Origin of the sequence: Streptomyces albiflavescens, from assembly GCF_014645835.1 — a bacterium.
Classification (GTDB): Bacteria; Actinomycetota; Actinomycetes; order Streptomycetales; family Streptomycetaceae; genus Streptomyces; species Streptomyces albiflavescens.
In genome coordinates this window covers 1-24,169 of sequence record NZ_BMMM01000026.1, presented here as the reverse complement: position 1 = coordinate 24,169, position 24,169 = coordinate 1, and the positions used below count along the sequence as shown (strand labels likewise).

The following is a 24,169-nucleotide window of genomic DNA, read 5'->3' as shown; positions in this document are numbered from 1 at the left end:
CTTCAGACCGTGGCGCCGGATTTCTACCGTTGTAGTCATCCCGGATCGAGCCTAGTAGGGAGGCAGCTGCTCATGCGCCCCGTTACCCATGCACACGGCCCGAATGTGTCACCTCAGGCTGCGCCGCACCCGGTCGCGGAGGTCGAGTGGTGAGGAGCGAGACTCGACGCACGACACCGGACCCGGAGGCCGGGGTGCTGATGCACGCCCGCGTTGATGACGAGCTGGGAATCAGTGAGTGGCTCCTGCAGGCTGCCGACGATCCGGCTCGGGCGCGCGCCGAGTGGCAGACGATGAACATCGCCCTTCTACGCTGCGGCGTTCACTTCTCCGCCGTCCGTGTCTCGGTCGATGTCGTGTTGGCTGCTGCTCGCAGTAAGGACCGGGCCCGGGTCGACGAGTACCTGGCCGCCGCTCTGCACGGCGGCCCGGTATTCGTCGACCGGCAATCAGGTTGGTATTACTGCCTGGTCCCGGCCAGCACATGCGCCACCTTGCGGGTGCCGGACACGGCCTGCCTCGCCGCGGGCAGCTTCCTCGGAGTGCCGCACCCGAGTATCGACTCAAGCAGGTACCTGGCTCGCTCCTCCTGGTGCGTGCCGCCGGGCCGTTCCGAAGCCTTCTGCCAGGCCGACGCGGTCGTGCAGATGGTCAACCTGGGCCGTTTCCTCCTGGCCGGAGCCAAGGGGACCGACGATGCCTGAAAGCCCGCCGCTCGACTTCGACCTGTTCCGTCAGGCCTGGACGGAAGCCTTGGAGCTGACCAACGGGCTGCCCGCCACGGTTCCAGAGCGGGCCGAGGTAGACAGACTGACCGGCTACCTGCGCGGGCCTGTGGAACTGCTGGCTGCCGAGCTGGCAGCGGCGACCGAAGGGTGGGCGGCGGACAGCAGCGACCGCGAGACCGCGCGCTGGCTCCTCATTCGAACCCGTAAGGCACTCGACGAGGGGCAGGGCCCGAACCACCGCACGGCCGCCGTTTACATGGAAGACCTCGCCCTGACCTGCCGGGCCCTGGCCACGCTGTGTCATCAGCTTGTGCGCCCGCCCTGAGCGGTTAGCGCCTCCGAGCCCCGACAAACCAGCGTTGTTCCGAGTCCATAAGGGCCCCGGTAATCCGCCCTTCCGCCTCGAATCGCAACGACCGTTGTTCAAGGAGGACTTGTGTTCAGTCACGTAGACCGTTTGCCCCTCGGCACGCCGCTGCCGTCCGGTGCAGCCTCCCTGGTTCCGTGGGGTGTGCGGCGCATGGCGCCGTACCCGGCCTTCGATCCCGGCTATGCCCGCACCGAACTCGACCCGGCCACGCAGACCGCCCGCTACTTCGACGCCGTCGGGCAGCCCGTGATGATGCCCGGCCACGGCACCAGCACCGGCACCAATCCGCCGACGAACACCGGCAACCCGTCCGACGGCGCCGGACCAGGTGGGGGCGGCGGCGGGGACCAGGACACCGGAAGCGACAACGACCAGTGAGCACGGATTCGCGCCCGGTTCTGGTCGTCACCAACCTGGACGACCCCACGACCGACCTGGTGATCGAGGATCTGCACAACCGGGGCATCCCGGTCGCGCGGTTCGACTCCGGGGACTTCCCGCACGCCTTGTCGATCGCGGCCACGATCACCACCCAGGACGGCATCGCGGGAATACTCACCACGCCGTCACGGACGACCGATCTGTCCTGCGTGCGGTCGCTGTACTACCGGCGCCCCTCCGGCTTCGTCTTCGACCACCTGCCAGAGCAGGACGGCCGCTTCGCCCTCATGCAGGCCCGCTACGGGCTCGGTGGCGTCCTCGCTTCTTTGCCTGGCTGCCTCTACGTCAACCACCCCCACCGCATCGGCGACGCCGAGTTCAAGCCCTCCGGTCTGGCCGCCGCCGTCAACGCCGGATTCCGCGTCCCGCCCACCCTGGTCACCTCTGACCCGGACTCGGCACGGGCTTTCGTCAAGGAGTACGGCCCGGTCATCTACAAGCCGTTCTCCGCCCCGCTGTACCGCATCGACGGTGTCTCGTGCACTGTCGAGGTCGGCGAGGTGACGGCCGACCAGCTCGATGAGACCGTGGCCGGGACGGCGCACCTGTTCCAGCACCGCGTCGACAAGGTCGCGGACGTCCGTGTGACCGTGATCGGTAGGCGGGTGTTCTGCGTCCGTATCGACTCCGACCTGCTGGACTGGCGTACCGACTACAGCAAGCTCATGTACAGCGTGGTCGAGGCGCCGCCCAGGATCACCGAAGCTCTGCACGCATACCTGGAGCACTTCCGGCTCGTCTTCGGCGCATTCGACTTCGCCGTGGACCGGCATGGGCAATGGTGGTTCCTGGAGTGCAACCCGTCGGGGCAGTGGGCTTGGCTGGAACCCGAGACAGGTCTGCCCATGGTCGCGGCCATGGCCGATCTGCTGGAGAGGAAGCAGACGTGACGGATGACGAAGAACTCCGGCTCCGGCTCGCCGGGCGCCTGACCGGTAGCGGCCACCTGCGCACGGCCCCGTGGCAGGCGGCGGTCGAGGCCGTCCCCCGACACGAGTTCCTCCGCGGCGGCTTCTTCGAGATGGTCGACGGCTCAGTGCCCACGGCGTGGCGGCCGGTGTTGCCCGACGACCCACGCTGGCTGGCGCGCTGCTACGACGACGACTCCCTCGTCACGCAGATCGCCGGGACGATCGTCCCCGCCGACGTACGGGGCGAGGTCATGCGCGCCCCAACCTCCTCCAGCACCATGCCCGGTCTGGTTGCGCGGATGCTCGAAGAGCTCCAGGTCGAAGACGGCCAACAGGTCCTGGAGATCGGCACCGGCACCGGTTACTCCACCGCCCTGCTCTGCCACCGGCTCGGCGACGACCTGGTGACCTCCGTCGAGGTCGACGAGCGCGTCTCCACCCGGGCCCGCAACGCGCTCGGACAAGCGGGGTATGCCCCGCGCCTGGTTGTCGGCGACGGCCTCGCCGGATACAAGGAGCATGCGCCGTACGACCGGATCGTCGCCACCTGCGGCATCCTCAGCCTGCCCCACGACTGGCTCGAACAGGCCCGCCTCGGCAGCCTGATACTGGCCACCCTGTGCGGCTGGATGTACTCCTCGGAGCTGGCCAGGCTGACCGTCCACGCCGACGGGACCGCCACCGGCACCTTCCTCGGCGGCCAGATCTCCTTCATGCTGGCCCGCACTCAGGCGCCGCCTCTACTCGGGACGCTTCCCGATCTTGACGACGGGGACGAACGGTCGACCAGCCTCGGAGCCGACCTGGACGACTGGAACACCCGCTTCGTAGCCCAACTCGCCGCGCCCCACGCCCAGAAGATCACCCTGCCCCGCGACGGCCGCACCGAACAGGTCCTCATCGACGTGGAAACCGGATCGTGGGCAGCCTTGCGCCAAGACGCCGGGGGGCGCTGGCTCGTCCGCCAAGGCGGACCCGAACCCCTCTGGGACGCCATCGAAGGTCATGTCCAGCGGTGGCAGCAGGACGGCGCGCCACCTCTGGAGCGCTTCACCGTCACAGTGAGCCCAGAGGGCCAGCGCGTCACTTGGCCCAGGGCGTAGACACATCGCTCCATGAACGGCGACAGCGGCCGGTCCTGCGCACCACGCAAGTACAGGACCGGCCGTCACGTCTGTTCACCGCCGTGCTCCTGGCTCCGCCGCTGACCGAGGAGGGTCCCTTGACCACACCGCAGTCGCCCGGCACCTTCGTCTTCGACCGACGCCTGCTGATGCTTTTGCTGGACGGCACCGTGCTCGCGGTCGCGCCCACGCCGGCCAATATCAAGGCGTTCGGCCCACCTCCGGGCGGCAGCCACAAGCCCGGACACCACCCCCAGGTCAAACTCGCCTGCTGATCGCCTGCTGATCGCCTGCGGAACCCGCGGCATCCTCGGCGCCCGCTTCGGCCCGCGCCGGACAACGAAGTCACCCTGGCCACATACCTGGCCACGGCCCCGATGCTGTCGGGCGGGCAACTCGTACTGATGGACCGGGCCTTCCACGGCCACGACATCCTCGCCCGGATCACTGCCTGCGGCGCCGACTTCATCGTCCGGGCCCATGCAGGACGGTGTCTCCCACTTGCAGGTTGGGGGCGGTGGTCATCGCGTCTCCTTCACGCAGGGCCGTACGCCCGATGAAGGTCCATCCCACCGCATCGAGGGGCGTAGCTGAGCGCCCTACCGGGGCCGTCTCGGGGCCGTGGAAGGGCGCTCGACGTTGACCAACGCCGATATCCGGCGACGGCTAAGCCACAGGTCACAGTCCTGATCGATTACGTGCCCGGGGGTCACAGGGTCTGCGGGTCACTTCCAGAAGAACTGAGCGAGGCCACCCGGGAAGGGGCGGGCGCCTCCCGCCCTCAGGGGAAGGAGGCGCCCGGCGTGGTCGGTGGTTGCGAGGTGCGTCAGCTCAGCGGCAGCCGGTACACACCGCTCCCTGTGCCCGCGAACAGCCAGTGTCCGTCGGGAGAGACCAGCACCGAGTGCACGTCAGGGTCGAGGAGCTGCGCGGAGACACTGTTGCTCCAGTGGCTGCCACCGTCGTCGCTGCGGAACACGCCCTGACCAGGCTCGGACAGGTCGCGCGATGCGGCGAACAGCGTCCCGTCCGGGGCGAAGGTGACGTCGTCGTAGGTCAGTTCGGCAATGCCCACAGCGTCGCTGAACGATGCGCCGCCGTCATGGCTCACCTTGATCATGCCGTCCCCGACGACCACGATGTGGTTCGGATCGGTGGGGTCGACCGCAACCCGGTTGACCTGCCCGTCGAACACCTTGACTCCGGTCGAGCCGGAATCGGTGCTGTGGTAGAGGCCGGTCACATCACCGATCCACAAACCACCGTCGGCCCGGCGGTCAACGGCAACCGACGCCACGCCCTGCAGCTCCGGGAACTGGTGCAATTGGAAGGTCGCACCGCCGTCCTGGCTGGCATACACGCCTACGGCCGGGAACGTGGACGCGGCGTAGATCTTCGCCGTATCACCGGGGTCGACGGCCACCGAGAATGACGCCCCGCCGGGGACCTGGGCCAGCGTCCGCCAGCTGGCCCCGCCGTCGGTCGAGCGCTCCAAGGCGAAGCAGTCGGTCATGCAAAGGCCGCCGCGCGTCCTCAGCACGTCTCCCTTCTCGCCCGGTACGGTAGCCAGCGCTTCGATTTGGTTGCCGATGGTGTCGGTGCGCTGCCCTGTCCACCCCCACTCCTGGTAGCCCTGCGGAAGGTTCTTGGTCAGGGGTGCCGTGGAACGGTAGCTGCCCGCGGTGGCCGTGCCGGCGATGAGGGCGGAGCCCGAGACGGTCAGCGAGTCGACCTCGGCGTCAGGCGCGCCGATGCGCTGGAAGCGAACCGAGTTCGAAGTCGTGTAGATCCCTGCGGCAGCCGCAATGACCTGCTCTTGCGGTCGGTCCGGGAAGCTGCCGGTGTCGGTGTAGACATCGAGCGCTTTGGTCGCTGCCGGCTTGGGGATCCACGTCCGGCCGAGATCGCGGCTCACCCACAGGTTCTTCGCGCCCGATCCGTCGGCCGCCCCCGCGACCGTCTGCACCTGGAGCTCGCCTGACGCAGTCAGCCCGGTGTAGAGGATCGCGTCCTGCTCCCCCCAAGGCCCGGTCAGCTGGGTCCAGTTGCGGCCATGGTCGGTGGAGAAGACCGCGCCCTGGAATATGTTCGAGGCCACCAGGACCGAACCTTGGGCCGACAGGTGTTGCACCGAGAGTTCAAGGGGCGTCGGCAGCTTCCGCGCCGGGCCGGCGTTCCCGAGTGCGTCCTCGATGAGGTAGATCCCCTTGCCGGTGCCGACGAACAGGTCGTGGTCATCGAGTGCGAGCCGGGTCGCTCCGCTCGGTGAGCCGGGGAGCTGCTGCCAGTTCAGGCCGTGGTCCGAACTGACGAAGACCCCTGCGTCACCGGCCGCGAAGACGTACCGTCCTGAAGGCGACACCACCACATCGGAGATTTCGGTGGGGCTGTCCACCACCGTATGGAACGTCCGGGCGCCGTCGTCGCTGCGCAGCAGGAAGCCCTGTCCACTGCCCAGCACCCTTCCCGCCACATAAAGGACGTCGGGGTCGTGGGGATCGGCCGCCAGCCGCATTCCCACACCATTGGGAATTGCGAACTTGGCCTGCGGCTGCCACGTCACACCGTGGTCGTCGCTCCGATCGATGCGCATGCCCCGGTCGGGCAGCACGTAGACGCGGGACGGCATAGCCGGGGTGAACGCGAGATGGCCGCCGCTGGCGTTGGGGCCCATCAACTGCCACTGAGTCGCGGTGGCGGTGTTCGGGGTGCCCGTACCGGCCGTGGCGGGCAGTGTCGCTGCTCCGGCGAGGGCCGTGCTCAGACCCAGCACGAGCAGGGTCCGCTTCATGGTTCTGAGGTGCATGAACGGATCGTTAATCGGACAACGGTTGGTGACAACCGGTCGATGCTGTCCCAACTGCGCCATGTCACATTCAGGCCAATGCGTCGGGTGACGTATGAGTGCTCTGCGGCGTCATACCAGATTCCGGGCTTATGGCGGTAAACCATGCACGCCTGGAGAGCCGCCTTTGGCCTTTGTCTCCGCCGGTTTGGCCAGAATCGGTACGCCTCGACGCACGGTGGCGTGGGCGCGAAGGGCAGTAGGCGGCTTTGCCATCCTCGGTGCCGCCAAGGAGGTGCGCTCCCCGTCCGGATGATCGGCTGAGCGCGAAGGCCTCTGACATCCACGGCTGACATCAACGACGCCGGACTAGGGCGTACACCAGCGTCTCTGTCCGGCCGTCGCACCAGTCGACGGCAGCAGCCAGTCCCGCCCCGACTCGTCTCGTAGTCCGGTCCGGCACATGCTGGCAGGCATCAGCGCCCGTGGACTATCCGTGGACAGGAAGCCGTCGAGTGGCTGGACGATGCGATTCGTTCGTGCAGTCAGCGCACGCTTCGGCAAACCCCGCCGGGAGATGTCCGCGCTGTATATCGGCGGCCGGAGAGCCGGCACTGCTCAGCCGATTATCCCGACTTGCTCCGGAGTGTCAGTGGCGGTCCGTACGCTCGGCAGCATGGAGGGGGACGAACTGCACGAGGGATTGAGTGGCGAGCGGCCCGGTGAGGGGAGCGACAGCGAGGTCTGGCAGCGGCTGAGTGCGTACGCCTATCTCAGCGCGCCAGAGCGTCTGGAGTACGTCGCGGTGATGCGGGTGTTCTGCGGCACTCTCCTCGCGGACCTGGCCGTACCCGATGTGCTCGGCAAGCTGGCGCAGGCGGGTGGCCCAGGGGCGGCACTTGGTGCGGAGATGCTGACCGCTCGGCTTGAACAGCTCGTGCGTTGGGGGAATCTGCTGCGCAGCACGCACACAGTCACGGCGACCAGCATCGCTGAGTACCAGCGCTCCCGGTCTCGTTATCAGCTGTCCAAGCTGGGGGAGCGCGTGCAGCGCGACGCGGACGAGGTGCTGGCCGGTGCGGACGCCGCGCGTGAGGTCAGCAGTGAGCTGCTCACGCTCGTCGACCGGGGCCTTGGCGAGATCGCCGCTCTGGCTGCCGCCCCAGGTGGCGCGGACCCGCAGCAGGCGCTGGAGAAGATCAGCACCCTCTTCGCGCAGTTCGCGGGGTTCGCCGAGTCGGTGCGGGACTTCTACGCCTACCTGGGTCAGGTGCTCGCCCGCTACGACCTTGATGGAGCTGAGTACCAGGGTTTCAAGGAGCTGCTGCTCGACTATGTGGAGGCGATCACCGAGGACGTGTCCTTCCGCGCCCCGCGCATTGCCGCGCACCTGCGGGCGATCTGGCCGCACTTGCCCACGCTGCTGAGCCGTATCGACGCCCATGCGGGAGGCCTTGGAGCGCTCTCCGATGCATTGCCCGAGACGCGGGTGCAGCGCAGCCGAGGTCGGGAGCCGGCTGACTGGGAGGGTCTGCGCGACTGGTTTGCCGACAATGACGGTCACGGCAGCCAGGTGGACCAACTCCGGGATGCGACCCTGCGTGCCCTGCAGTCCCTGCTCGCCAACGCCAAGCGGATGCTGCGCTCGGCGTCGGGGGAGATGTCCCGGCGCAGGGACCTGCTGAGGCTGGCGGCCTGGTTCGATGCAGCGGAGCCGGAGGAGGCCCACGACATCGCGGTTGCCGCATTCGGGCTGTACGGGGCACGTCATCTGGGCGTGGCGCCGGATCCCGATGCGGCTGTGCCTGCGTATGTGAGCTGGTGGACCGGGCCCGTTGTGGATGTACCGGTGGCGTTGCGCGAGCGCGGCAGCCGGGCCCCGCGCGGGCGGGCCGCGGCGGTGGAGGACCATGGCGAGCAGAAGCGCCGCCTCGTGGAGCAGGCAGCTGAGCAGGTTGCCGCGCGTCAGGCCGCGGCCGCCGAACTGCGCAGTGCCTCGGGGCGGTTCGACCAGGTCAGGCTGGGCTCCGCCGCGATGCGGCTGCTGCTGGAACTCCTCGCCACCGCCCTCGGCAATGCCCAACTGCGCTATGAAGCAGAGGAGTTTCGCCTCGAGGGTGCGCAGGCTGGTGACGAGGACCTGGGTATCCGGCTCACCGCCTGGCGCACCCCGGGCCGGCACACCGTGCTGCGCTCCGTGGATGGTGATTTGACCGCGGACGACCTCACCCTGATCGTCGACAGCAGCGCCTCGGCGCCGGCCGCCCGGGAGGCGAGCGCGTGATGACCCTGCCCTCCGCCCACGACGTGGCGCTGGCTGCCGAACGCCGTACCGCCGCGCGGCTGCTGCTGTCCCACCCTCTGGTCACCAGTGACGGCCCGTACAGCGACTCCTTCCCGCTGGTCCGGCGCCACGCCGACTGGCTCGCCCAGCGCTTCCAGCAGGTGTTCGGCTATCGGCTGCTCGTCGAGGCGTCATACGCCCGCCTGTTCAAAGCCGGCCTCGGCCCCGGATCCGGTCACCGGCTTCAGCGACCGTCCACCGGCACACCGTTCACACCACGGACGTACGCCTACCTGGCTCTCGCCCTGTCTGTCCTCGTCACCGCCCCGGAACAGCTCCTGCTCTCCCAACTCGTCGCCGACCTGCGGGCCGCGGCCGTCGACGCCGGAATCGAGATCGACGACACCGGGCGGCAGGCCGAGCGGCGCACGCTGGCCGCCGCGCTGCGGCAACTCGTCGACTGGGGTGTTCTGACAGAGACCGAGGGGCATGTCTCCTCCGTCGCCGAGGAGCGGGGCGGCGAGGCGCTCCTCACCGTGGACCGTGAGATCGCCCGTGCGGTCGTCGCCGGCCCGCTGGGCCCGAGCCGCGACGGAGCGGATCTGGTACGTCGCGCAGCCGACCCCGGCTTCGGCGGCCCGCGTACGTATGTCCGCAGGCGGCTCGTCGAGACTCCTGTCGTTCACCTCGACGACCTCACGGGCGCGGAGCGCGAATGGCTGCGGACCCGGCAGCGTCGCGAGTCCCAGGCCTTCTCCGAACTGCTGGGCCTGGAGGCCGAGATCCGCGCCGAGGGCATCGCCCTCGTCGATCCGGACGACGAGCTCACCGACCTGAACCTGCCCGGAACCGGCACGGTCGCCCAGGCGGCGTTGCTCCTCGTGGAGCGGCTGGTGGACCGACTGCGCCCCACCGACCCCGGCCACCCGGCGGTCGGTGGCCGGCTGGTCATCGGTGTACCCGTCCCGGACGAGCTGTTGTCGGAGCTGCTCGACGAACTGGTCGAGGAGTACGGCCGGCGCGGCAACTGGCAGCGTGGCCTGCTGGACGACCGGGACGCGCTGCTCGCCGCCGTCCTCGACCTCCTGGTCCGCATGCGTCTGATGGCACCTGTCGGTCCGGTGCGCGCGGACGGTCATGGCCTGCCCGAGGGATACGAGGACACCGTGCCGGACGGCCGCCCCGTCACCGACGTGTCGGGGGCCCGCGCAGCGGGCAGCGGCGGCTGGGTGCTGCTCGCCGCGGCTGCCCGGTTCGCCACCACGGTGGCCGTCAAGCCCCGTACGCAACAGCACGGGGCTGACAGCGCCGACCCCGCCACTGCCGATTCCGTCACTCAGGAGCAGCCCTGGTGAACCGACCGCCGTCCCCGCACCGCTACCGCCTGCACCGCGCCGGCATCCGCAACGTCTGGCAGTACGACGAGCAGGAGTTCTCCTTCGGCGACGGCCGCCTGCTGCTGCGCGGCAAGAACGGCGCGGGCAAGTCCAAGGCACTTGAGATGTTGCTGCCGTATCTCCTCGATGGGGACGCCCGCGCCCTGGACGCCACCGGCACGGGCCGCACCACGCTGCCATGGCTGATGCTCGACGGCTTCGAGCAAACCAACCGGTTGGGCTACCTGTGGGTCGAGTTCGTGCGGACGGATGCGCAAGGGGAGCAGCACCATCTCACCCTCGGTGCGGCCATCCGGGCCTCTCAGTCGACCAGGACGGCCAAGCCCTTCTTCTTCGTCACCCCGCTGCGGGTGGGCGAGAACCTGCACCTGGCCCCTGCAGGACAGCCGCTCCCGGTCGACCAGCTCAAGTCCTGTGTCGGCGCGGAGAATGTCACCGACCGCGCCGTGGAGCACAGGGTGCGCGTCGCCCGCGACCTGTTCGGCCTCAAGGAGCCGGCGCGCTATCGCAACCTGCTCCACCTGCTGCACCGCCTGCGCCGCCCCACCATCGGCGACCGCATCGACTCCGGTGGCCTGGTCAACGTCCTCGCCGAGACACTGCCCGCGCTCGACGACGAGATCGTGGAGAAAGTGGCGCGCAACCTCGACGACCTGGACGCCGTACGCAACGACCTCGGGCGCCTTGAGCGGACCGACGAGGCGTTGCGGACCTTCCTCACCGGTTACCGCGGCTATCTGCATGGGACGCTGCGCTGCCGGGCCGGCCAGGTGAGCGACGAACTGGAACGGCTGGCGGAGTACCGGCGCGCGGCGAGCGACGCAGCCAAGAAGGCGACCGACCTCCGTACGAACGAGGAAGACATCGCCGCCCGCCTCGACGCCCTCGTGGCGGAGTCGGAGGCGGCCGAGACGGATCTTGCCGCGCTGCACGCCAGTGCCGCCTACCGCAGCCTGCAGGAGCTCGGGGAGAAGCGCGCCACGGTGACCGCGCTGCACAGCGCGGCGGCGACCGCCTTCAAAGCCCTGCGCCAGGCCCACAGCGGTCAGGAAGAGGCAGGGCGACGGCTCACCGACGATGCCGGCAGGCTCGGCGCGGAGCTGACCGAACTCGCCACGGCTCACGGCGAGTTGCTGCGGGAGGCCGAGCGTTCTGGACTCGATCCCGTACACCTGGGAGAACCCCCGCTGGCCCCTGCCACCGCGGTCGCCTCCGCCGCGGCGGCACAACTCACAGCGCCGGACGGCGACTTCCAGCTCGTCCGGCACAGCGAAGTACTGGCCCTCGACACGCAGACCTGCGCCGACGCCCTGCATGCCTGGGACACCCAACTGGACGCCGCGGGATCGGTGATCAGGAACCGCGTCCGGGCCGTCACCGAGTTGATCGCGCTCCTGGAGAAGGCACGCCTGGCCCGGCGGGAGGCACACGAGGCCGACGCGGCCCGGGAGCGCCTGGAGGAGCAGACGGAGGAGGCACGTGCCCGGGCCGGGCGCCGCCGGGAGGAGACGGCACGCCAGGGCGAGGCGTTCGCCCACGCCGTCCGGGTCTGGACCGAGCGACTGCACAGCCTCACTGGCGTGCCGCTCGACGCCGTGCGCGCGCAGACCGTTCACGACCCGGCACTGGATCCGCTGCCCGCCTACGTCCCCGACGAGGTGGCCGACACGGCACGCTCGGTCCTCGACGATTGGCTGACAGCACTGGGCGAACAGCGCGACACCCAGGCCGTGGCGATCCGTGAACTGACTGCCGAACACAACCGCCTGCGCCACGACCGGGAGGACTGGGAGCACCGCACCGACCCCGCGCCCACACCCCCACCGCACCGCTCGGCACCTCGCACAGCCGGCACCGGCGCACCCCTGTACCGGCTCGTGGACTTCACGCACGGCACAAGTCCGACCGTATGCCCAGGGCTGGAGGCCGCACTCGAAGCGAGCGGCCTGCTCGACGCCTGGGTGCTGGCTGATGGCACCGTCCTGGACCCGAACGCGCTGGACACCCTCCTCGTCCCCGGAACCCCTGCCGCCGGCCCCACGCTCGCCGACGTGCTGCGTCCGGTCGCGGCGCCGGACAGCGGGGTGACGGCCGAGCGGGTCGAGAGCGTGCTGCGGGCAGTGGCCTTGGTGACCGAGGGAGCCGCGGAGGCGACCGGGGAGTCCGTGATCGGCACGGACGGCTCCTGGAAGCTGGGCGCCGCCTGCGGTCGACACATCAAGCAGACCGCCGAATACGTCGGCGCGGAGGTGCGCGCCGAGACCCGCCGCCGCGCCCTGGCCGAACTCGACCGGCGGCTCGCCGAGGCGCAGCAGCACCTGATCGAGCAGGAACGGAGCCTGCGCCTGCTGACGGAGCACCGCACGCAGGTGGCCGACGCCCTCAGTCACCCGCCCGCCGGACGTGGACTGACCGACGCCTGGGCCCGCGCCGCCGAGGCCGAGCGCACCGCCCAGGTCCTGGCCGGCCAGGCGTCCGCGGCCGCCCGCGAGGCGGAGCAGGCGCGCGCCCGCGCGGTCGCCGCCCGCCGCGAGACCGAAGCCACGGCAGGCGCACATGACCTGTCCGCCGACCCCATGGCCCTCGACTCCGTACGACTGGCCCTCGACCGTCTCACCACCGGTACGCAGCGGCTGCGCGGGCGGCTGCGCACCGTCGCCGCATCCGCCGACGGCCACCGCCAAAGCCGCGAGGATTACGAACGTGCCCTGACCTCCCGCGCCGAGGCGGAGTCCGACTATGCCGAGCCGCTCGCCCGCCTGGACGCGGCGCGCCGCACGGTGCAGGCCCTGGAAGAGGCCCTGGGCGCGTCGGAGCAGGAGATCCTCGCCCGTGAGGACGAAGCCAAGCGCCGCCAGGAGGCGGTACGGCGCCAACTTCCGGGTGTGCAGCGGGACATGGGCGACACCCACGACGCACGGGTGCGCGCGGAGGAGGACGAGCGGGTACGGCACGAGGCACTGGCCCAGCAGGAGGGCGAGGCGATCGCGAGCGGAAGACGACTGCGTACGGCCTTGTCCCTGCCGGGCGTGAGCAGAGGTGCCGGCCTCGACCTTCCGGGGGAGGCAGCGTCCGCCGAGGACGACGCACGCGACCGTACCAAGGCGCTGCGCCGACTGATGGAGACCGTACGCAGCCGCCTGGACGCCGAGCGACGCGACATCTCGGACACCACCCTCCTCAACCGTCACACAGAGCTGCGCGACCAGCTCTCCGGGGGCTACGACGCCACCCTTGAGGAGCACGACGGCATCAAGGTCTGCCGCCTCGTCGACGACCACGGCGCACACGACATCGCCGTGGTGGGCGAACGCATCGCCGCCCAGGCGGCCGACGCACGCGAACGGCTGACGGAACGCGAACGCCAGGTGTTCCAGCGGTTCCTGACGGGAGAACTGGGCGACCACCTGTCGGCCCAGGTCTTGGCCGCGGGGACTTTGGTGGCCGCCCTGAACACCACCCTGTCCACGGTCCGCACCTCACACGGACTGGGCGTCACGCTCGACTGGAAACTGGCCGACGCAGTGGAGGCTGATGTCAGGGCGGCTGTCGACCTCCTGCGCAGCCCCTCCGGACTGCGCACACGCGACCAGTCCGAACAACTCCGCGACGTCCTCCAGCGCCGCATCGAAGACGCCCGCCGCGCCGACCCTGCCGCAGGCTACGCCGCCCACCTGCGCACTGCCCTCGACTACCGCGACTGGTTCTCCTTCACCCCCTGGGTCGTGAACGACGCAGCACCCGCCAGCCGCCGTAAACTCTCCGGCCGCACCGGTCTCAGCCAGGGTGAGCAACGCGTCCTGTCCTACCTCGTCCTCTTCGCCGCCGCAGCCGCACACTTCACCAGCCTGGCCGAAGCGGCCCCGCACGCACCCCGGCTGATCCTGCTCGACGACGCGTTCGCCAAGGTCGACGAGCCCACCCATGCCCGCCTCGGCCGCATCCTGGTCGACCTGGACCTCGACTTCGTTCTCACCAGCGAACGCCTGATCGGGAACTGGCCCGACGTGCCGTCGCTGCACATCTACGAGTGTCTGCGCGACCCGCACGTACGAGGCGTGGCCACCCTGCACTACACGTGGAACGGACGGCAGCGGCGGCTGGTGTCGGTATGACGAACCGGGACGCACCCAGGGAGTCCCGGGACGCGGAGACCCTCGCCTTCCTCACCCGCCCGGGCCTCACCCGCCTTTGGACCGCCGTGCGGACCCGCTTGGAACGCAACGGTCTGCAGCCGACCGGCACGGTCAGGCTCCAGGACCTGGACGCCGAGGAGCGCGAGGCCCTGTCCCTCCTGCTGGCGCGACCGCTCACCGCCGCCACTGCCACGATCCGTCTGCCGGACCTCGACACCCGCCTGCGCACCAGCGCGCTCGCCCAAGGCCTGACCGCGACACTGGATGAACTGGGCCCACCCCTGACCGACCGCCGCGCGGCCCGCGACGCTGCGTCGGCCCAGCGCGCCGGGCTGTGGTCCGCAGCGGCGGCGGCCCTCGCCGCGACCTCTCTGTCCCCACAGCCGTGGGCGGCCCGGTGGCTGCAGGAGACTCGACGTGCCGGCACGGTCGCCCGCCAGGACCCACAGACCGCGACCACCCTCCTCACCCAGGCGATCCGGACCCTGGCGACGCTTTTCCCCGGCACGGACGCGGACCCCACCCCCGTCGTCTGGGGCCGTGGCGAACTGGCCACCCGCACCACCGGTTCGGCGCATGGACTGGATGACGGCACCCTCCTCGCCCGCCTGGTCCTGCGCGGCATCGCCCTGGCCACGGGTGCCGACTTTCCCGCCGACGCACCGGGACGCCGGGCCCTGTGGCGCCTGGCCTCGGTCACTCCGGACGAGGTGTCCAGCACGGTGCTGACCTACGGCCTGCGGCCGACAGGCGGGACGTGGGGCGAGCAAGTTCTGTGCCGACGAGCGGAGCATCACCTGGAGACCCACCTGACCCTGCGCGAACTGCGCGGCCTGCACCTGAAGATGCCTGCCCACACCCACATCCACGTCTGCGAAAACCCACGCGTGGTCGAAGCCGCGGCCGACGCCGGCTGCAGCGCGCCCCTGATCTGCACCTCGGGCAACGCGACGACGGTCGTGCTGACACTGCTGGACGCACTCGCCGCCACCGGGTGCGTCTTCGGCTACCACGGTGACTTCGACTGGCCGGGCATCGCCCTGGCCAACCGCGTCATGGACCGATACGGCGCCGAGCCCTGGCGGATGAGAGCGCAGGACTACGAATACCTCGCGACACGCACCCAAGTACACGGCACACCACAGCTCCTCCTGTCCGGGCCGAGGATCGAGGCCACGTGGGACCAGGAACTGGCCCCGACGATGGACGCTTTGGGAATTGCCCTGCACGAGGAGGCGGCCCTCGACCTGCTGTTGGAAGACCTGTCATAAAGGGGCAACGCGCGCCCGCCGGGACGCGGTGACAAAGAAGGTCACCGCGGCATCAGCGCGGACGACCGCGGGCAACTGCCGGAGCAGGACGGGCACGGGCCAGTGGACCGCAGCCCGGGCGATCGAGCAGGCCGTGACAGTCGGCGAGGTGCTGACCGTCGCCTGCTGACCTGGCTGGATGGAAACATCTCCTGAACCAACTCTTGCACCATCTCTCACATCAACTCTTGCCCCATCTCTTACGCGAGCCTTTCGGTCGGCCTCGTGTCTGCGCAGGTCACCACGCCTGTCACGGCGTGGTCGGGGGCCTGACATCCCCCTATGCGCCTCTCGCAGCCTCCCCGAAGCAAGGAAAAGAGAGAGTGGGGGCGGGCTGGGCAGCGATCGGCGCGGCGGGGGATCGGGCGGCCTGGAGGTGGTGTTGCGCGTCGGGGGCCGCCGCACTCCGCGCCGGGCCGGCACACGAGGGACAGGGGCAGGTGGCGTGTCCCGCCGAGGACTGGCCCCCTGCTGCAGCCTGGCCATGGCAACTGCGAACCGGGCGTGCTCCGTTCAAGTGCTCACTCTCCCCGGGCTGCGCGACAGCTCCTGCTTGCGCCGATCGAAGTCGCTCGCACATTATCCGCGGACGCGTCGAAGCCACCGGTGTCTGCTGCCGCCTGACTAGCCATCACCTCTGAGTATGTGGGCCTGCAGAGAGCATCTCGGTCGCGGCGCGCTCGACGTCCGCTTCCGACACAAGTACCAACTGAGCTGCTTTCCCCAGCGGGACGAAGCTGTCCACGCTCGCGACCCGTCTGATCGCCCCGGTGAATCCGGCATCGACCAGGGCGGTCACGACTCCCTCTGACACACCTCCCGTACGGCGGGTCTCGTCGACCACGAGGACGCGTCCCGTCGCACGGGCTTCCCGCAGCAGGTCGTCGAGCGGCAGGGGGGCCAGCCAGCGCAGGTCGACGACCCGGCCGGCGATGCCCTGTTGATCCAGTAGGCGTGCGGCCCGGAGGGAGATGGGGAGGCCGTTGCCGAAGGTTACGAGGGTCAGGTCTGTGCCTGTGCCGTAGGTGCGGGCTCGGCCGATCGGTACGTGGTCTGCGGGGGGCGGGTATGCCGCCAGCCAGGCGTTGTCTCCCTCCTCTTGGAGGTCTCGCGTGTGGTAGAGCGCGATCGGCTCCAGGAAGGCGCTGACCGTGCCGTCCACCTTCGCGCTCGCCACGCACGTGCGGAGCATCGCCGCCGCGTCGTCGGGGCGGGAGGGGGAGGCGATGACCAGGCCGGGGATGTCGCGCAGGGCGCCGAGCGCGTTGTCGTTGTGGAAGTGGCCACCGAAGCCGCGCTGGTAGCCGTAGCCGGCGATGCGGACCACAAGGGGGTTGCGGTACTGGCCCTGGGAGAAGAACTGGAGTGTGGCGGCCTCGCCTCGCAGTTGGTCTGCGGCGTTGTGCAGGTAGGCGAGGTATTGGATTTCGGGAACCGGCAGTAGTCCGGACAGGCCCGCCCCCAGCGCGAGGCCGAGGATGGACTGCTCGTCGAGCAGGGTGTCGAAGACCCGCGCGGTACCGAAACGCCGCTGGAGACCCCGCGTCAGACCATAGACCCCACCCTTGCGGCCGACGTCCTCGCCGAAGACGACCATCTCCGGGTGGCTGCCGAGCAGGTCGGCGAGTGTGTGGGTGATGGCCTGGGCGAATGTGACGGGCTCGCCCACGGGAGCTGTGGGTGGTTCGGTTGTACGGCGTGCCGTAGCCGCCACGAGGTCGGGGCGGCGGGGTGCGATGGGGGCTGTGATCTGCGCGGCGGTGGTCAGGGGCTCGCTCTCCAGGGCCTCCTTGGCTATGGCGAACACCCGTCCGCTCACCTCGTCGTACCGGTCGAGAACCTGTTGCGGTGACAGGATGCCGGCCGCTGTGAGCAGCCGGGCCGTGGCCAGCAGTGGGTCGCGTTCCAGGTCCGCGGCGACTTCGGACGGCGTGCGGTAGGCGGCTTCGGCGTCCGAGCCCGCGTGGCCGAGGAAGCGCACCATCGACAGGTGCAGGAAGGCGGGTTGCCGGTTCTTGCGTACGTGGGTCACTGCCTCGCGCGCGGTGTCGAAGGCGGCCCGCGGATCGCAGCCGTCCGCGGCGAAGTAGGTGAGAGAAGGCCGGCTGCCGTAGGCCTGCCGCACCCAGTCGTGCGGTGTCGGGACACTGATGCCCAGGCCGTTGTCCTCGCAGACGAACAGGATCGGCATCGGGAGGCCCTGGTAGGCCGCGTGGCAGGCGCTGTTGATGGCGCCTGCCGCCGTGGAGTGGTTGACCGAGGCGTCGCCGAAGGAGCAGCAGACGACGGCGTCGGCGGGCCAGGTGCACTCGGTTCCGAGCCGCTTGGCGCGGGCGATGCTCCATGCCACCCCGACCGCTCGGGGCAGGTGGGAGGCGATGGTCGACGTCTGCGGGATGACGGCCAGTTCGTGGCGCCCGTATACCTTGTGCCGTCCACCGGCGATCGGCTCCTCGGCCCCGGCGGCCACCCCCAGCAGCATGTCCGTGACCGCGTCGACGCCGCCGGCCTGCCGGGCGCGGGCGCAGTAGAAGGCGCCGGATCGGTAGTGCAGTAGCGCCGGGTCGGTGGGGCGCAGGGCGAGGGCGAGTGCGGCGTTGCCCTCGTGCCCGCTCGATCCGATGGTGTAGTAGCCGCGGCCCTGTTGTTGCATCCAGCGTGCGGCGGCGTCGGTGTGCCGGCTCTCCAACTGCGCGTCGAACAGGTCCAGTGCGGTACCGGTGTCCAGTCCGCCGGCTTCGCGCAGCGGGATCGCCGCGTCCGCGGACCGTAGTCCGGCTACCGCCTCGCGGAAGTGCCGGTCCAGGTCCTCGACGGCGCTCACAGGCGGAAGGACAGGTCGGGCTCGAGCGTGGCCACGTCCATCTGCGCTTTTTGCAGACGGCCGGAGTGGTCCCAGTTCATGGACTGCCAGCGGGTGAACTGGTCGAGCACCCACTGCCCCGACTGTCGACTGCCGTTGCCCGACTTGCCGTTGCCGCCGAAGGGAAGGTGGGCCTCGGCTCCGGAGGTGGTGTTGTTGACGCTGACCATGCCTGCGGAGATGCCGCGCCGGTACGTCCATACCTCGTGCGGATCGTTGGTGTAGATCGCGGCGGACAGTCCGTAGCCGTGGGCGTTGGCCAGATCGAGGGCCTCATCGATGTCCCGGTAGGTCGTCACTCCGACGATGGGGCCGAAGGTCTCGTTGAGGAACAGGTCGTCGTCGCGGCGCACTCCGTCGACGATCACCGGGTGGTAGAACATGCCCGCCTCAGGATCCCCGACGAAGCCCTTGCGCGGGTTGTCGGCCGTGATCCGCCCGATGCCGTCGGAGCCGTAGGTGCGGTGGTGGTCCTTGATCCAGCCGAGGAAGGTCTCGTAGCGCTGCGCGAAGCGCTCGTCGAGCATCGGGCCGTAGAGGACGTCCTCGAACGCGTCGCCGATCCGGGCCGCGCGGCTCGCGGCGTCGAAGCGGGTGAGGAAGTCCTCGTGCACCGATTCGTGCACGATGAGCGTCCCGAGGGAGGTGCAGCGCTGCCCCGCGGTGCCGAACCCGGAGAACAACGCCCCCTCGACCGCCAGGTCGAGGTTGGCGCTCGGGGTGATCACCTGGGGGTTCTTGCCACCCAGCTCCAGGCAGGGGGTCTGCAGATGGCTCCCGCACAGGGCGCCGATCTTCTGGCCGACGAGCGTGGACCCCGTGAAGCCGACCTTGTCGACCAGGCCGGCGTCGAGGGAGGCCTCCAAACCGGCGTATGTCTGCTCCCCGTCGGCGAGGACGAGGTTGAGTACGCCGTCGGGCAGGCCCCCTCCGTGCACGAACAGCTCGAAGAGGGCCTTGGCGCTCGCGGCGGCGTACTCGGCGGGCTTCCACACCACGGTGTTGCCGGTCACGAGCGCCGGTACGAGGTACCAGGACGGCACGGCCACCGGGAAGTTGCCGGCGGTGATCACCGCGACCGCGCCCATGGGGTTGCGGAAGGTGAACAGCTGCTTGTCCGGCATCTCCGAGGGCACCGTCTGCCCGTACAGTCGGCGTCCCTCGCCCAGGAAGAAGTCGCAGGTGTCGATGATCTCCTGGACCTCGCCGAGTGCCTCGGCCAGCGGCTTGCCGATCTCCTCGGTCACGATGCGGGCGAGCCGGTCCTTGTTCGCCTCGACGAGCCGGCCGATCTTTCCGATCGCCGACCCGCGCACCGGCGCCGGGACGTCCGCCCAGGACCGCTGAGCCGCCTTCGCGGCCCTGGCGGCCTCGACGAAGGTCGAGGCGTTCCCGAGCGAGACCTCGGTGACCACTTCGGCGGTATGACCGGGATTGGGGCGCCGAAGAGTCCCGCCGGGAGCGCCGGCGACCGGATGGCCGGCAACGATCGAGGCGACGGAACGGGCCATGTCTTTGCCCTGCCTTTCGGGTGGGTTGGGCTGGGGTGGCTGGTATGGGGGTCGGCTCGTACGGGATCGTCCGGTACGGGTCAGTGGAGACCGGCGAGGATCCGGTCGAGGGCCCGCAAGGCGAACCCGAGCTCGTCCCGGGTGATGGACAGGGCGGGGCGGAAGCGCACCGTACGCTCACCGCACGGCAATGCGATCACCTGCTCCTCGGTTCGCAGCCTGCGCACCACGTCGTCGCGCACGGCGCCGTCAGGCAGATCGATGGCGCACATCAGTCCGCGGCCTCGCGCGTTGGCCGCCATTGGTGTGTGTCGGACTTCGAGATCACGCAGTTCGGTCAGGAACCACGCTCCCACGGCAGCGGCATTGGCCACCAGGTCGTCCCTTTCGATGATCTCCAGGATGCGGCGGGCCCGCACCATGTCGACGAGTCCGCCGCCCCAGGTGGAGTTGATCCGCCCGGAGACCCGAAGGACGTTGTCGGGTACCTGGTCGACCCGGCGGCCGGCCATGATGCCGCCGAGCTGGACCTTCTTGGCGAAGGCGACGATATCCGGCTCGAGACCGAGTTGCTGGTAGGCCCAGGTGGTGCCGGTGATCCCCACCCCGGTCTGCACCTCGTCGAGCACGAACAGCGCGTCGTACTCGTGGCAGAGCGCCTGCATCGCCTGCAGGAACTCCGGGCGCATGTGGTTGTCGCCGCCCTCGCCCTGGATCGGCTCGGCGATGAAGCAGGCGATGTCGTGCGGGTTGTCCTCGAACGCTCGCCGCGCCTGCGCGAGGGCCTCTCGCTCGGCCTCCTCGACCTCGGCGAGGTGGCGCTCGAGGGGGAAGCGCACCGCGGGTACGTCGATGCGTGGCCAGTCGAACTTCGGGAAGCGGGCCGTCTTGTTGGGCTCGGTGTTGGTCAGCGAGAGGGTGTACCCGCTGCGGCCGTGGAACGCCTGCCGAAGGTGGAGCACCTTGGTGCCGAGCTCGGGGGAGCGGCCTGCAGCCTCGTTGCGGCGGCTCTTCCAGTCGAACGCCGTCTTGAGCGCGTTCTCGACGGCGAGCGCCCCGCCCTCGACGAAGAACAGTCTCGGCAGGTCCGGATCGCCCAGCACCCGGGCGAACGTCTCGACGAACTCGGCGTAGTGCGTGGTGTAGACGTCGGGGTTGGCGGGCTTGTTCGCCGCCACCTGTGCGAGGAGGCTCATGAACTCCGGGTCGTCCACGATGCCCCGCGCGTTGAGCCCCAGCGGGGCGGACGCGAAGAACGAGTAGAGGTCGAGGAACTTCCCACCGGTGCGCGCGTCGATGATCCACGAGCCCTGGCTGTCGAGCGGGTCGAGCACAAGCTTGAAACCGTCGGTCAGCACATGTCGGCCGAGTCTCTCGTGCACCTCGTCGGGGTGGACTGTCGACACTGCGGCAACCGTCATGGAGGCACCTACTCTCGATAGCCGTCTACCGAAGAAACTTCGTTGAACGCGAGAATCAGCGAAAATATTTTAGATATGAGGCGGCAGAGGCCGCAAGGCTTCGTGCAGCGGTAGATGCGGATGCTGACGACCGCCAGTGGCCGGCCGCTACCCCAGCCGGGGCGGACGGGACTGCTGTGCGGCAGAACAAGATCGAGGGGCAGCGCCTGCGGACGTGCGGGGCTGTCCGACGGTCTGGTTAGCAGGCGGAGGGGCCCACTCACGGGACCATCAAGCGCCTCTCGCGCTCGCGGGTCCGCATGCGCGCTACCGGGCCGTCGGCGTCGCGGCGGTCAGGGGCCCGGCAGACCACGCCGGCTGCAGTTGCTATCGATCCTGGCCCGAGCGGGTGGACCCAGTCAGGGGTGGGCCTTTACGCCGGATACGGCGCTGGGGGCACGTGCTCCGCGTGACCGGGGAGCTGACATCCCCCTCAGCAGCCCCCGCCCCCACCCAGAACAAGATGGAAAGGAAGGGGCGGGGACAGCACGTGCTGCTTCGGGGGATCGGGGCGGCCTGTCCCGTGGTTGCGCGTCGGCGGGCCTCTGCGCGGGCCGTCGCTGCTCGTCCGTCGGGAGTCGGCGACCGGGCGTGGAGCACGCGTTGATTCCGGCATCGCCGGCGCCGACGGCGACGACACGCTTGCTGGTCACTGCGCGTCGCAGTTGGCTGGCCCAACGGCCCGCTGCTGGTCAGCAGTTGATGGGAGCGTTACCGGAAGCGACTACGCAGAAGTCCGACCCGAGTCCGCCGTCGACGGTGCCGGCGTTCGGGCCGACGAGGATGAAGTCGCTGTCGGCGCCGCCGAGGATCTTGCCGCTCGCCGTGGTGCCGGCGTTGGCCGTGATGAAGTCGCTGCCGGTGCCGCCGTCGACGGTGCCGGCAACGGTGCCGTTGATGACGATGTAGTCGCTCCCGCCCAAGCCGTTGACGCTATCGCCCAAAGCAAGGGCGCCGCAGCGGATGTAGTCGGCGCCGGTAGTGCCACTGACGGTCGTACCGGACACGGGATGGCCGTTGACCGTACATGCAGTCAGGGCTTGTGCAGGCGTCGCGGTCAGGGCGAGGGGGGCGGCCACGAGGGTGGCGGCGCAGAGTGTGCGCATCGCGTGTCTGATCATGTAATGAGTGGTTCATGGTGACTTCATGATCGCAATTCCGCACCGTCGGTGACTCTGCCGTCCGGGGCGGTCCGCCACCCGGACGGTCCACCGAGGCTGACGGTCGGCTGGTCGGGTTTGCGAAAGTGCCTCCGCATCCTCGTCGCCGACACCCTCGGCCGCGCCCCGGCCGCCGCCCCGCACCGACTCCACGCCACATACCGAATTCTGTGGCTCGGCGACGTACGCGCCCAAACCGCCGGCCGGCCGTCGGCGCCCAACGTGGAACCGGTCATCAGCCCCGGGAGTCACGGCCGGATCAGGCCCAGGTAGAGGCTTGCGGGTTACCCCCAATAATCGCCCAGCCGTTTTGGCAGTCCCATGCCCTGCGCCCCCGAACGCGGCCCCGCTAACGTCCTGACATGACGCGACGCAAAGGCATCGGAACGCGACGGATCAGGGCATTACAACGGGCGCGGGACAAGGCGTTACGGCGGCGGGAAGACGGAAGGCGGCCGAGCTGGGGCCGACGACTCGGCCGACGGGCCGAGCGAGCCCGCCCCTGGTTCCAGCTCCTCGCCGACCTCGCCACACTCCTCGCAAGGATGGTCAGGTAGCAAGTCTCGGTCTCGGTGCTCGACCCCCTCACCAGCACCGCGGCAGAACATGTGCCCGGGTAGTGGCAGCGCGCCGCCCTCGGGCACACTGCTGAAGAGGGCTTCGCGGGGGAGCAGAGAAGACGCGCGCACCTGAACGGCACTGCGTACGCCCCCGGTTCGCCACCCGCCACGTCACCTGCGCGATCGAGTCCGCACCCCTCGCCACTCACCCCCGGTCACCACCCCCTCGGCGGGACGTTGGGACCACGTGGGGGCAGCCGCCCCTTGTTGGGACACTGCGGGACGTACTGGCTTGCACGGCGATCCGCCCCTGAACCGACCGCCGCCGGTGGGGCGCTCGGGATCGCGGGTCCCGGCGGTGGCGGAGCCGTCGGCGAGGGTGAGTGCGCCGCGTTCGGTGAGCCAGGCGACGGCGTCGATGAAGGCGTTCCGGTCGGGCTTGCGTGCGGTGTCGAGCCCGAGCCCGAGTCCGTCGACGCGTACGGCGTCCGTCGGTTTCATAGCCGTCCGGTTCATAGCCGTCCGGGCCGGCGCCATGGGGTGGGCGGTGGCGGGTCGGCCGCCGCCCAGTGAGGCGGAGGCGGCAGCTCGGTTCGGCCACGTGTGACGAGCTGAGGTGCCTCATGGGTCGCCAGGCGGTGTTCCCCGAGCAGGAGGCAGTCACCGGCGGTGTCCGACACGGGCAGGTTCGACCGATGTCTGGCCAGTAAGCGACATGCCGCATCCCGCTGCACCCCGATGCGCTGGGATGACGCAACCCATCACAAGTACATCGATTGAGGCGGGTATGGACAACTTGGGCAGAACCGGATCACCTCAACCTGCCGAGGCCGGGTGGGAGCAGTCCTGCCGGTGCGACGTCCACGGCAGGGAGTTCGGTTCATCGGAGGTGTCCGAGGAGCGTTTTCGGGGGCTGTTGGAAGCCGCTCCGGATGCCATGGTGATTGTCGATGACACCGGGACCATCAGGCTTGTCAATGCTCAGACCGAGGCGCTTTTCGGTTATCCGCGTGACGAGCTCCTTGGCTGTCCTGTCGAACTGCTCGTCCCCAAGCGGTTTCACGGCCACCATGGGATGTATCGCGAGGGTTATGCGGCGAACCGTCAGGTCCGTCCGATGGGTGCCGGG

General features: G+C 69.7%; 17 protein-coding genes. 11 read left to right on the top strand and 6 right to left on the bottom strand.

Going from position 1 to position 24,169, the window contains the following annotated elements:
- Positions 1 to 194: 194 nt before the first annotated feature.
- The 6 genes from IEY95_RS43705 to IEY95_RS43680 all read left to right on the top strand — a co-directional run bounded on the left by IEY95_RS43705 (position 195) and on the right by IEY95_RS43680 (position 3,849).
- Positions 195 to 704, top strand: a complete 510-nt coding sequence (locus IEY95_RS43705) for a hypothetical protein (RefSeq protein WP_189191855.1) — start codon at positions 195 to 197, stop codon at positions 702 to 704.
- On the top strand, positions 697 to 1,053 hold the full coding sequence (locus IEY95_RS43700) for a DUF6415 family natural product biosynthesis protein (RefSeq protein WP_189191854.1): 357 nt from the start codon (positions 697 to 699) through the stop codon (positions 1,051 to 1,053). Before IEY95_RS43705 ends, IEY95_RS43700 begins: the two co-directional genes overlap by 8 nt.
- Positions 1,054 to 1,164: 111 nt before the next feature.
- Positions 1,165 to 1,476 carry a putative ATP-grasp-modified RiPP gene (gene tgmA, locus IEY95_RS43695; protein WP_189191853.1) on the top strand — a complete coding sequence of 104 codons (312 nt, stop codon included), beginning with the start codon at positions 1,165 to 1,167 and terminating at the stop codon, positions 1,474 to 1,476.
- Positions 1,473 to 2,429: an ATP-grasp ribosomal peptide maturase gene (gene tgmB, locus IEY95_RS43690; RefSeq protein ID WP_189191852.1), complete on the top strand. Its 957-nt coding sequence runs from the start codon at positions 1,473 to 1,475 to the stop codon at positions 2,427 to 2,429. Before tgmA ends, tgmB begins: the two co-directional genes overlap by 4 nt.
- Positions 2,426 to 3,553, top strand: coding sequence for an ATP-grasp peptide maturase system methyltransferase (tgmC, locus tag IEY95_RS43685; protein WP_229703776.1), 1,128 nt, complete (start codon positions 2,426 to 2,428; stop codon positions 3,551 to 3,553). Before tgmB ends, tgmC begins: the two co-directional genes overlap by 4 nt.
- 119 nt (positions 3,554 to 3,672) lie before the next feature.
- The gene (locus IEY95_RS43680) at positions 3,673 to 3,849 is read left to right on the top strand and encodes a hypothetical protein (protein ID WP_189191850.1); all 177 of its coding nucleotides are present in this window, start codon (positions 3,673 to 3,675) and stop codon (positions 3,847 to 3,849) included.
- Between the two features lie 551 nt (positions 3,850 to 4,400).
- Here IEY95_RS43680 and IEY95_RS43675 read toward each other — a convergent pair.
- On the bottom strand, positions 4,401 to 6,443 hold the full coding sequence (locus IEY95_RS43675; RefSeq protein WP_189191849.1) for a sialidase family protein: 2,043 nt from the start codon (positions 6,441 to 6,443) through the stop codon (positions 4,401 to 4,403).
- Positions 6,444 to 7,035: 592 nt separating this feature from the next.
- Here IEY95_RS43675 and IEY95_RS43670 point away from each other — a divergent pair.
- From IEY95_RS43670 to IEY95_RS43655, 4 genes are read left to right on the top strand one after another with little or no spacing between them, the layout of a single operon-like run.
- Positions 7,036 to 8,643, top strand: coding sequence for a TIGR02677 family protein (locus IEY95_RS43670; protein ID WP_189191932.1), 1,608 nt, complete (start codon positions 7,036 to 7,038; stop codon positions 8,641 to 8,643).
- Positions 8,643 to 9,998 (top strand): TIGR02678 family protein, encoded by a 1,356-nt coding sequence (locus IEY95_RS43665; protein WP_189191848.1) that lies wholly within the window; start codon positions 8,643 to 8,645, stop codon positions 9,996 to 9,998. The genes IEY95_RS43670 and IEY95_RS43665 overlap by 1 nt, the downstream gene beginning before the upstream one ends.
- Positions 9,995 to 14,155 (top strand): TIGR02680 family protein, encoded by a 4,161-nt coding sequence (locus IEY95_RS43660; RefSeq protein ID WP_189191847.1) that lies wholly within the window; start codon positions 9,995 to 9,997, stop codon positions 14,153 to 14,155. The genes IEY95_RS43665 and IEY95_RS43660 overlap by 4 nt, the downstream gene beginning before the upstream one ends.
- A complete protein-coding gene (locus tag IEY95_RS43655) occupies positions 14,152 to 15,447 on the top strand; it encodes a TIGR02679 family protein (protein ID WP_189191846.1) in 1,296 nt (431 codons plus the stop codon). Before IEY95_RS43660 ends, IEY95_RS43655 begins: the two co-directional genes overlap by 4 nt.
- Before the next feature lie 670 nt (positions 15,448 to 16,117).
- Here the strand turns inward: IEY95_RS43655 and IEY95_RS43650 are convergent.
- The 5 genes from IEY95_RS43650 to IEY95_RS49805 all read right to left on the bottom strand — a co-directional run bounded on the left by IEY95_RS43650 (position 16,118) and on the right by IEY95_RS49805 (position 23,541).
- Positions 16,118 to 18,310 carry a thiamine pyrophosphate-dependent enzyme gene (locus IEY95_RS43650; RefSeq protein ID WP_229703775.1) on the bottom strand — a complete coding sequence of 731 codons (2,193 nt, stop codon included), beginning with the start codon at positions 18,308 to 18,310 and terminating at the stop codon, positions 16,118 to 16,120.
- Positions 18,307 to 19,860 (bottom strand): aldehyde dehydrogenase family protein, encoded by a 1,554-nt coding sequence (locus IEY95_RS43645; protein WP_189191845.1) that lies wholly within the window; start codon positions 19,858 to 19,860, stop codon positions 18,307 to 18,309. Before IEY95_RS43645 ends, IEY95_RS43650 begins: the two co-directional genes overlap by 4 nt.
- Positions 19,861 to 19,940: 80 nt before the next feature.
- Positions 19,941 to 21,281, bottom strand: a complete 1,341-nt coding sequence (lat, locus tag IEY95_RS43640) for an L-lysine 6-transaminase (protein ID WP_189191844.1) — start codon at positions 21,279 to 21,281, stop codon at positions 19,941 to 19,943.
- 731 nt (positions 21,282 to 22,012) lie between these two features.
- Positions 22,013 to 22,426, bottom strand: coding sequence for a hypothetical protein (locus IEY95_RS43635; RefSeq protein WP_229703774.1), 414 nt, complete (start codon positions 22,424 to 22,426; stop codon positions 22,013 to 22,015).
- Positions 22,427 to 23,211: 785 nt separating this feature from the next.
- Positions 23,212 to 23,541: a hypothetical protein gene (locus IEY95_RS49805; protein WP_229703773.1), complete on the bottom strand. Its 330-nt coding sequence runs from the start codon at positions 23,539 to 23,541 to the stop codon at positions 23,212 to 23,214.
- 286 nt (positions 23,542 to 23,827) lie between these two features.
- Here IEY95_RS49805 and IEY95_RS43625 point away from each other — a divergent pair.
- A partial coding sequence (locus IEY95_RS43625; protein ID WP_189191842.1) for a PAS domain S-box protein occupies positions 23,828 to 24,169 on the top strand: 342 nt, incomplete at its 3' end.

What these genes read in the sequence shown, in the direction of transcription:
- IEY95_RS43700 (WP_189191854.1), top strand. Translation starts at nt 697, where the DNA reads ATGCCTGAAAGCCCGCCGCTCGACTTCGACCTGTTCCGTCAGGCCTGG.
- IEY95_RS43675 (WP_189191849.1), bottom strand. Translation starts at nt 6,443, where the DNA reads ATGGCGCAGTTGGGACAGCATCGACCGGTTGTCACCAACCGTTGTCCG.
- IEY95_RS43670 (WP_189191932.1), top strand. Translation starts at nt 7,036, where the DNA reads ATGGAGGGGGACGAACTGCACGAGGGATTGAGTGGCGAGCGGCCCGGT.
- IEY95_RS43665 (WP_189191848.1), top strand. Translation starts at nt 8,643, where the DNA reads ATGACCCTGCCCTCCGCCCACGACGTGGCGCTGGCTGCCGAACGCCGT.
- IEY95_RS43655 (WP_189191846.1), top strand. Translation starts at nt 14,152, where the DNA reads ATGACGAACCGGGACGCACCCAGGGAGTCCCGGGACGCGGAGACCCTC.
- IEY95_RS43645 (WP_189191845.1), bottom strand. Translation starts at nt 19,860, where the DNA reads ATGGCCCGTTCCGTCGCCTCGATCGTTGCCGGCCATCCGGTCGCCGGC.
- lat (WP_189191844.1), bottom strand. Translation starts at nt 21,281, where the DNA reads ATGACGGTTGCCGCAGTGTCGACAGTCCACCCCGACGAGGTGCACGAG.
- IEY95_RS43635 (WP_229703774.1), bottom strand. Translation starts at nt 22,426, where the DNA reads ATGCGCACACTCTGCGCCGCCACCCTCGTGGCCGCCCCCCTCGCCCTG.
- IEY95_RS49805 (WP_229703773.1), bottom strand. Translation starts at nt 23,541, where the DNA reads ATGAAACCGACGGACGCCGTACGCGTCGACGGACTCGGGCTCGGGCTC.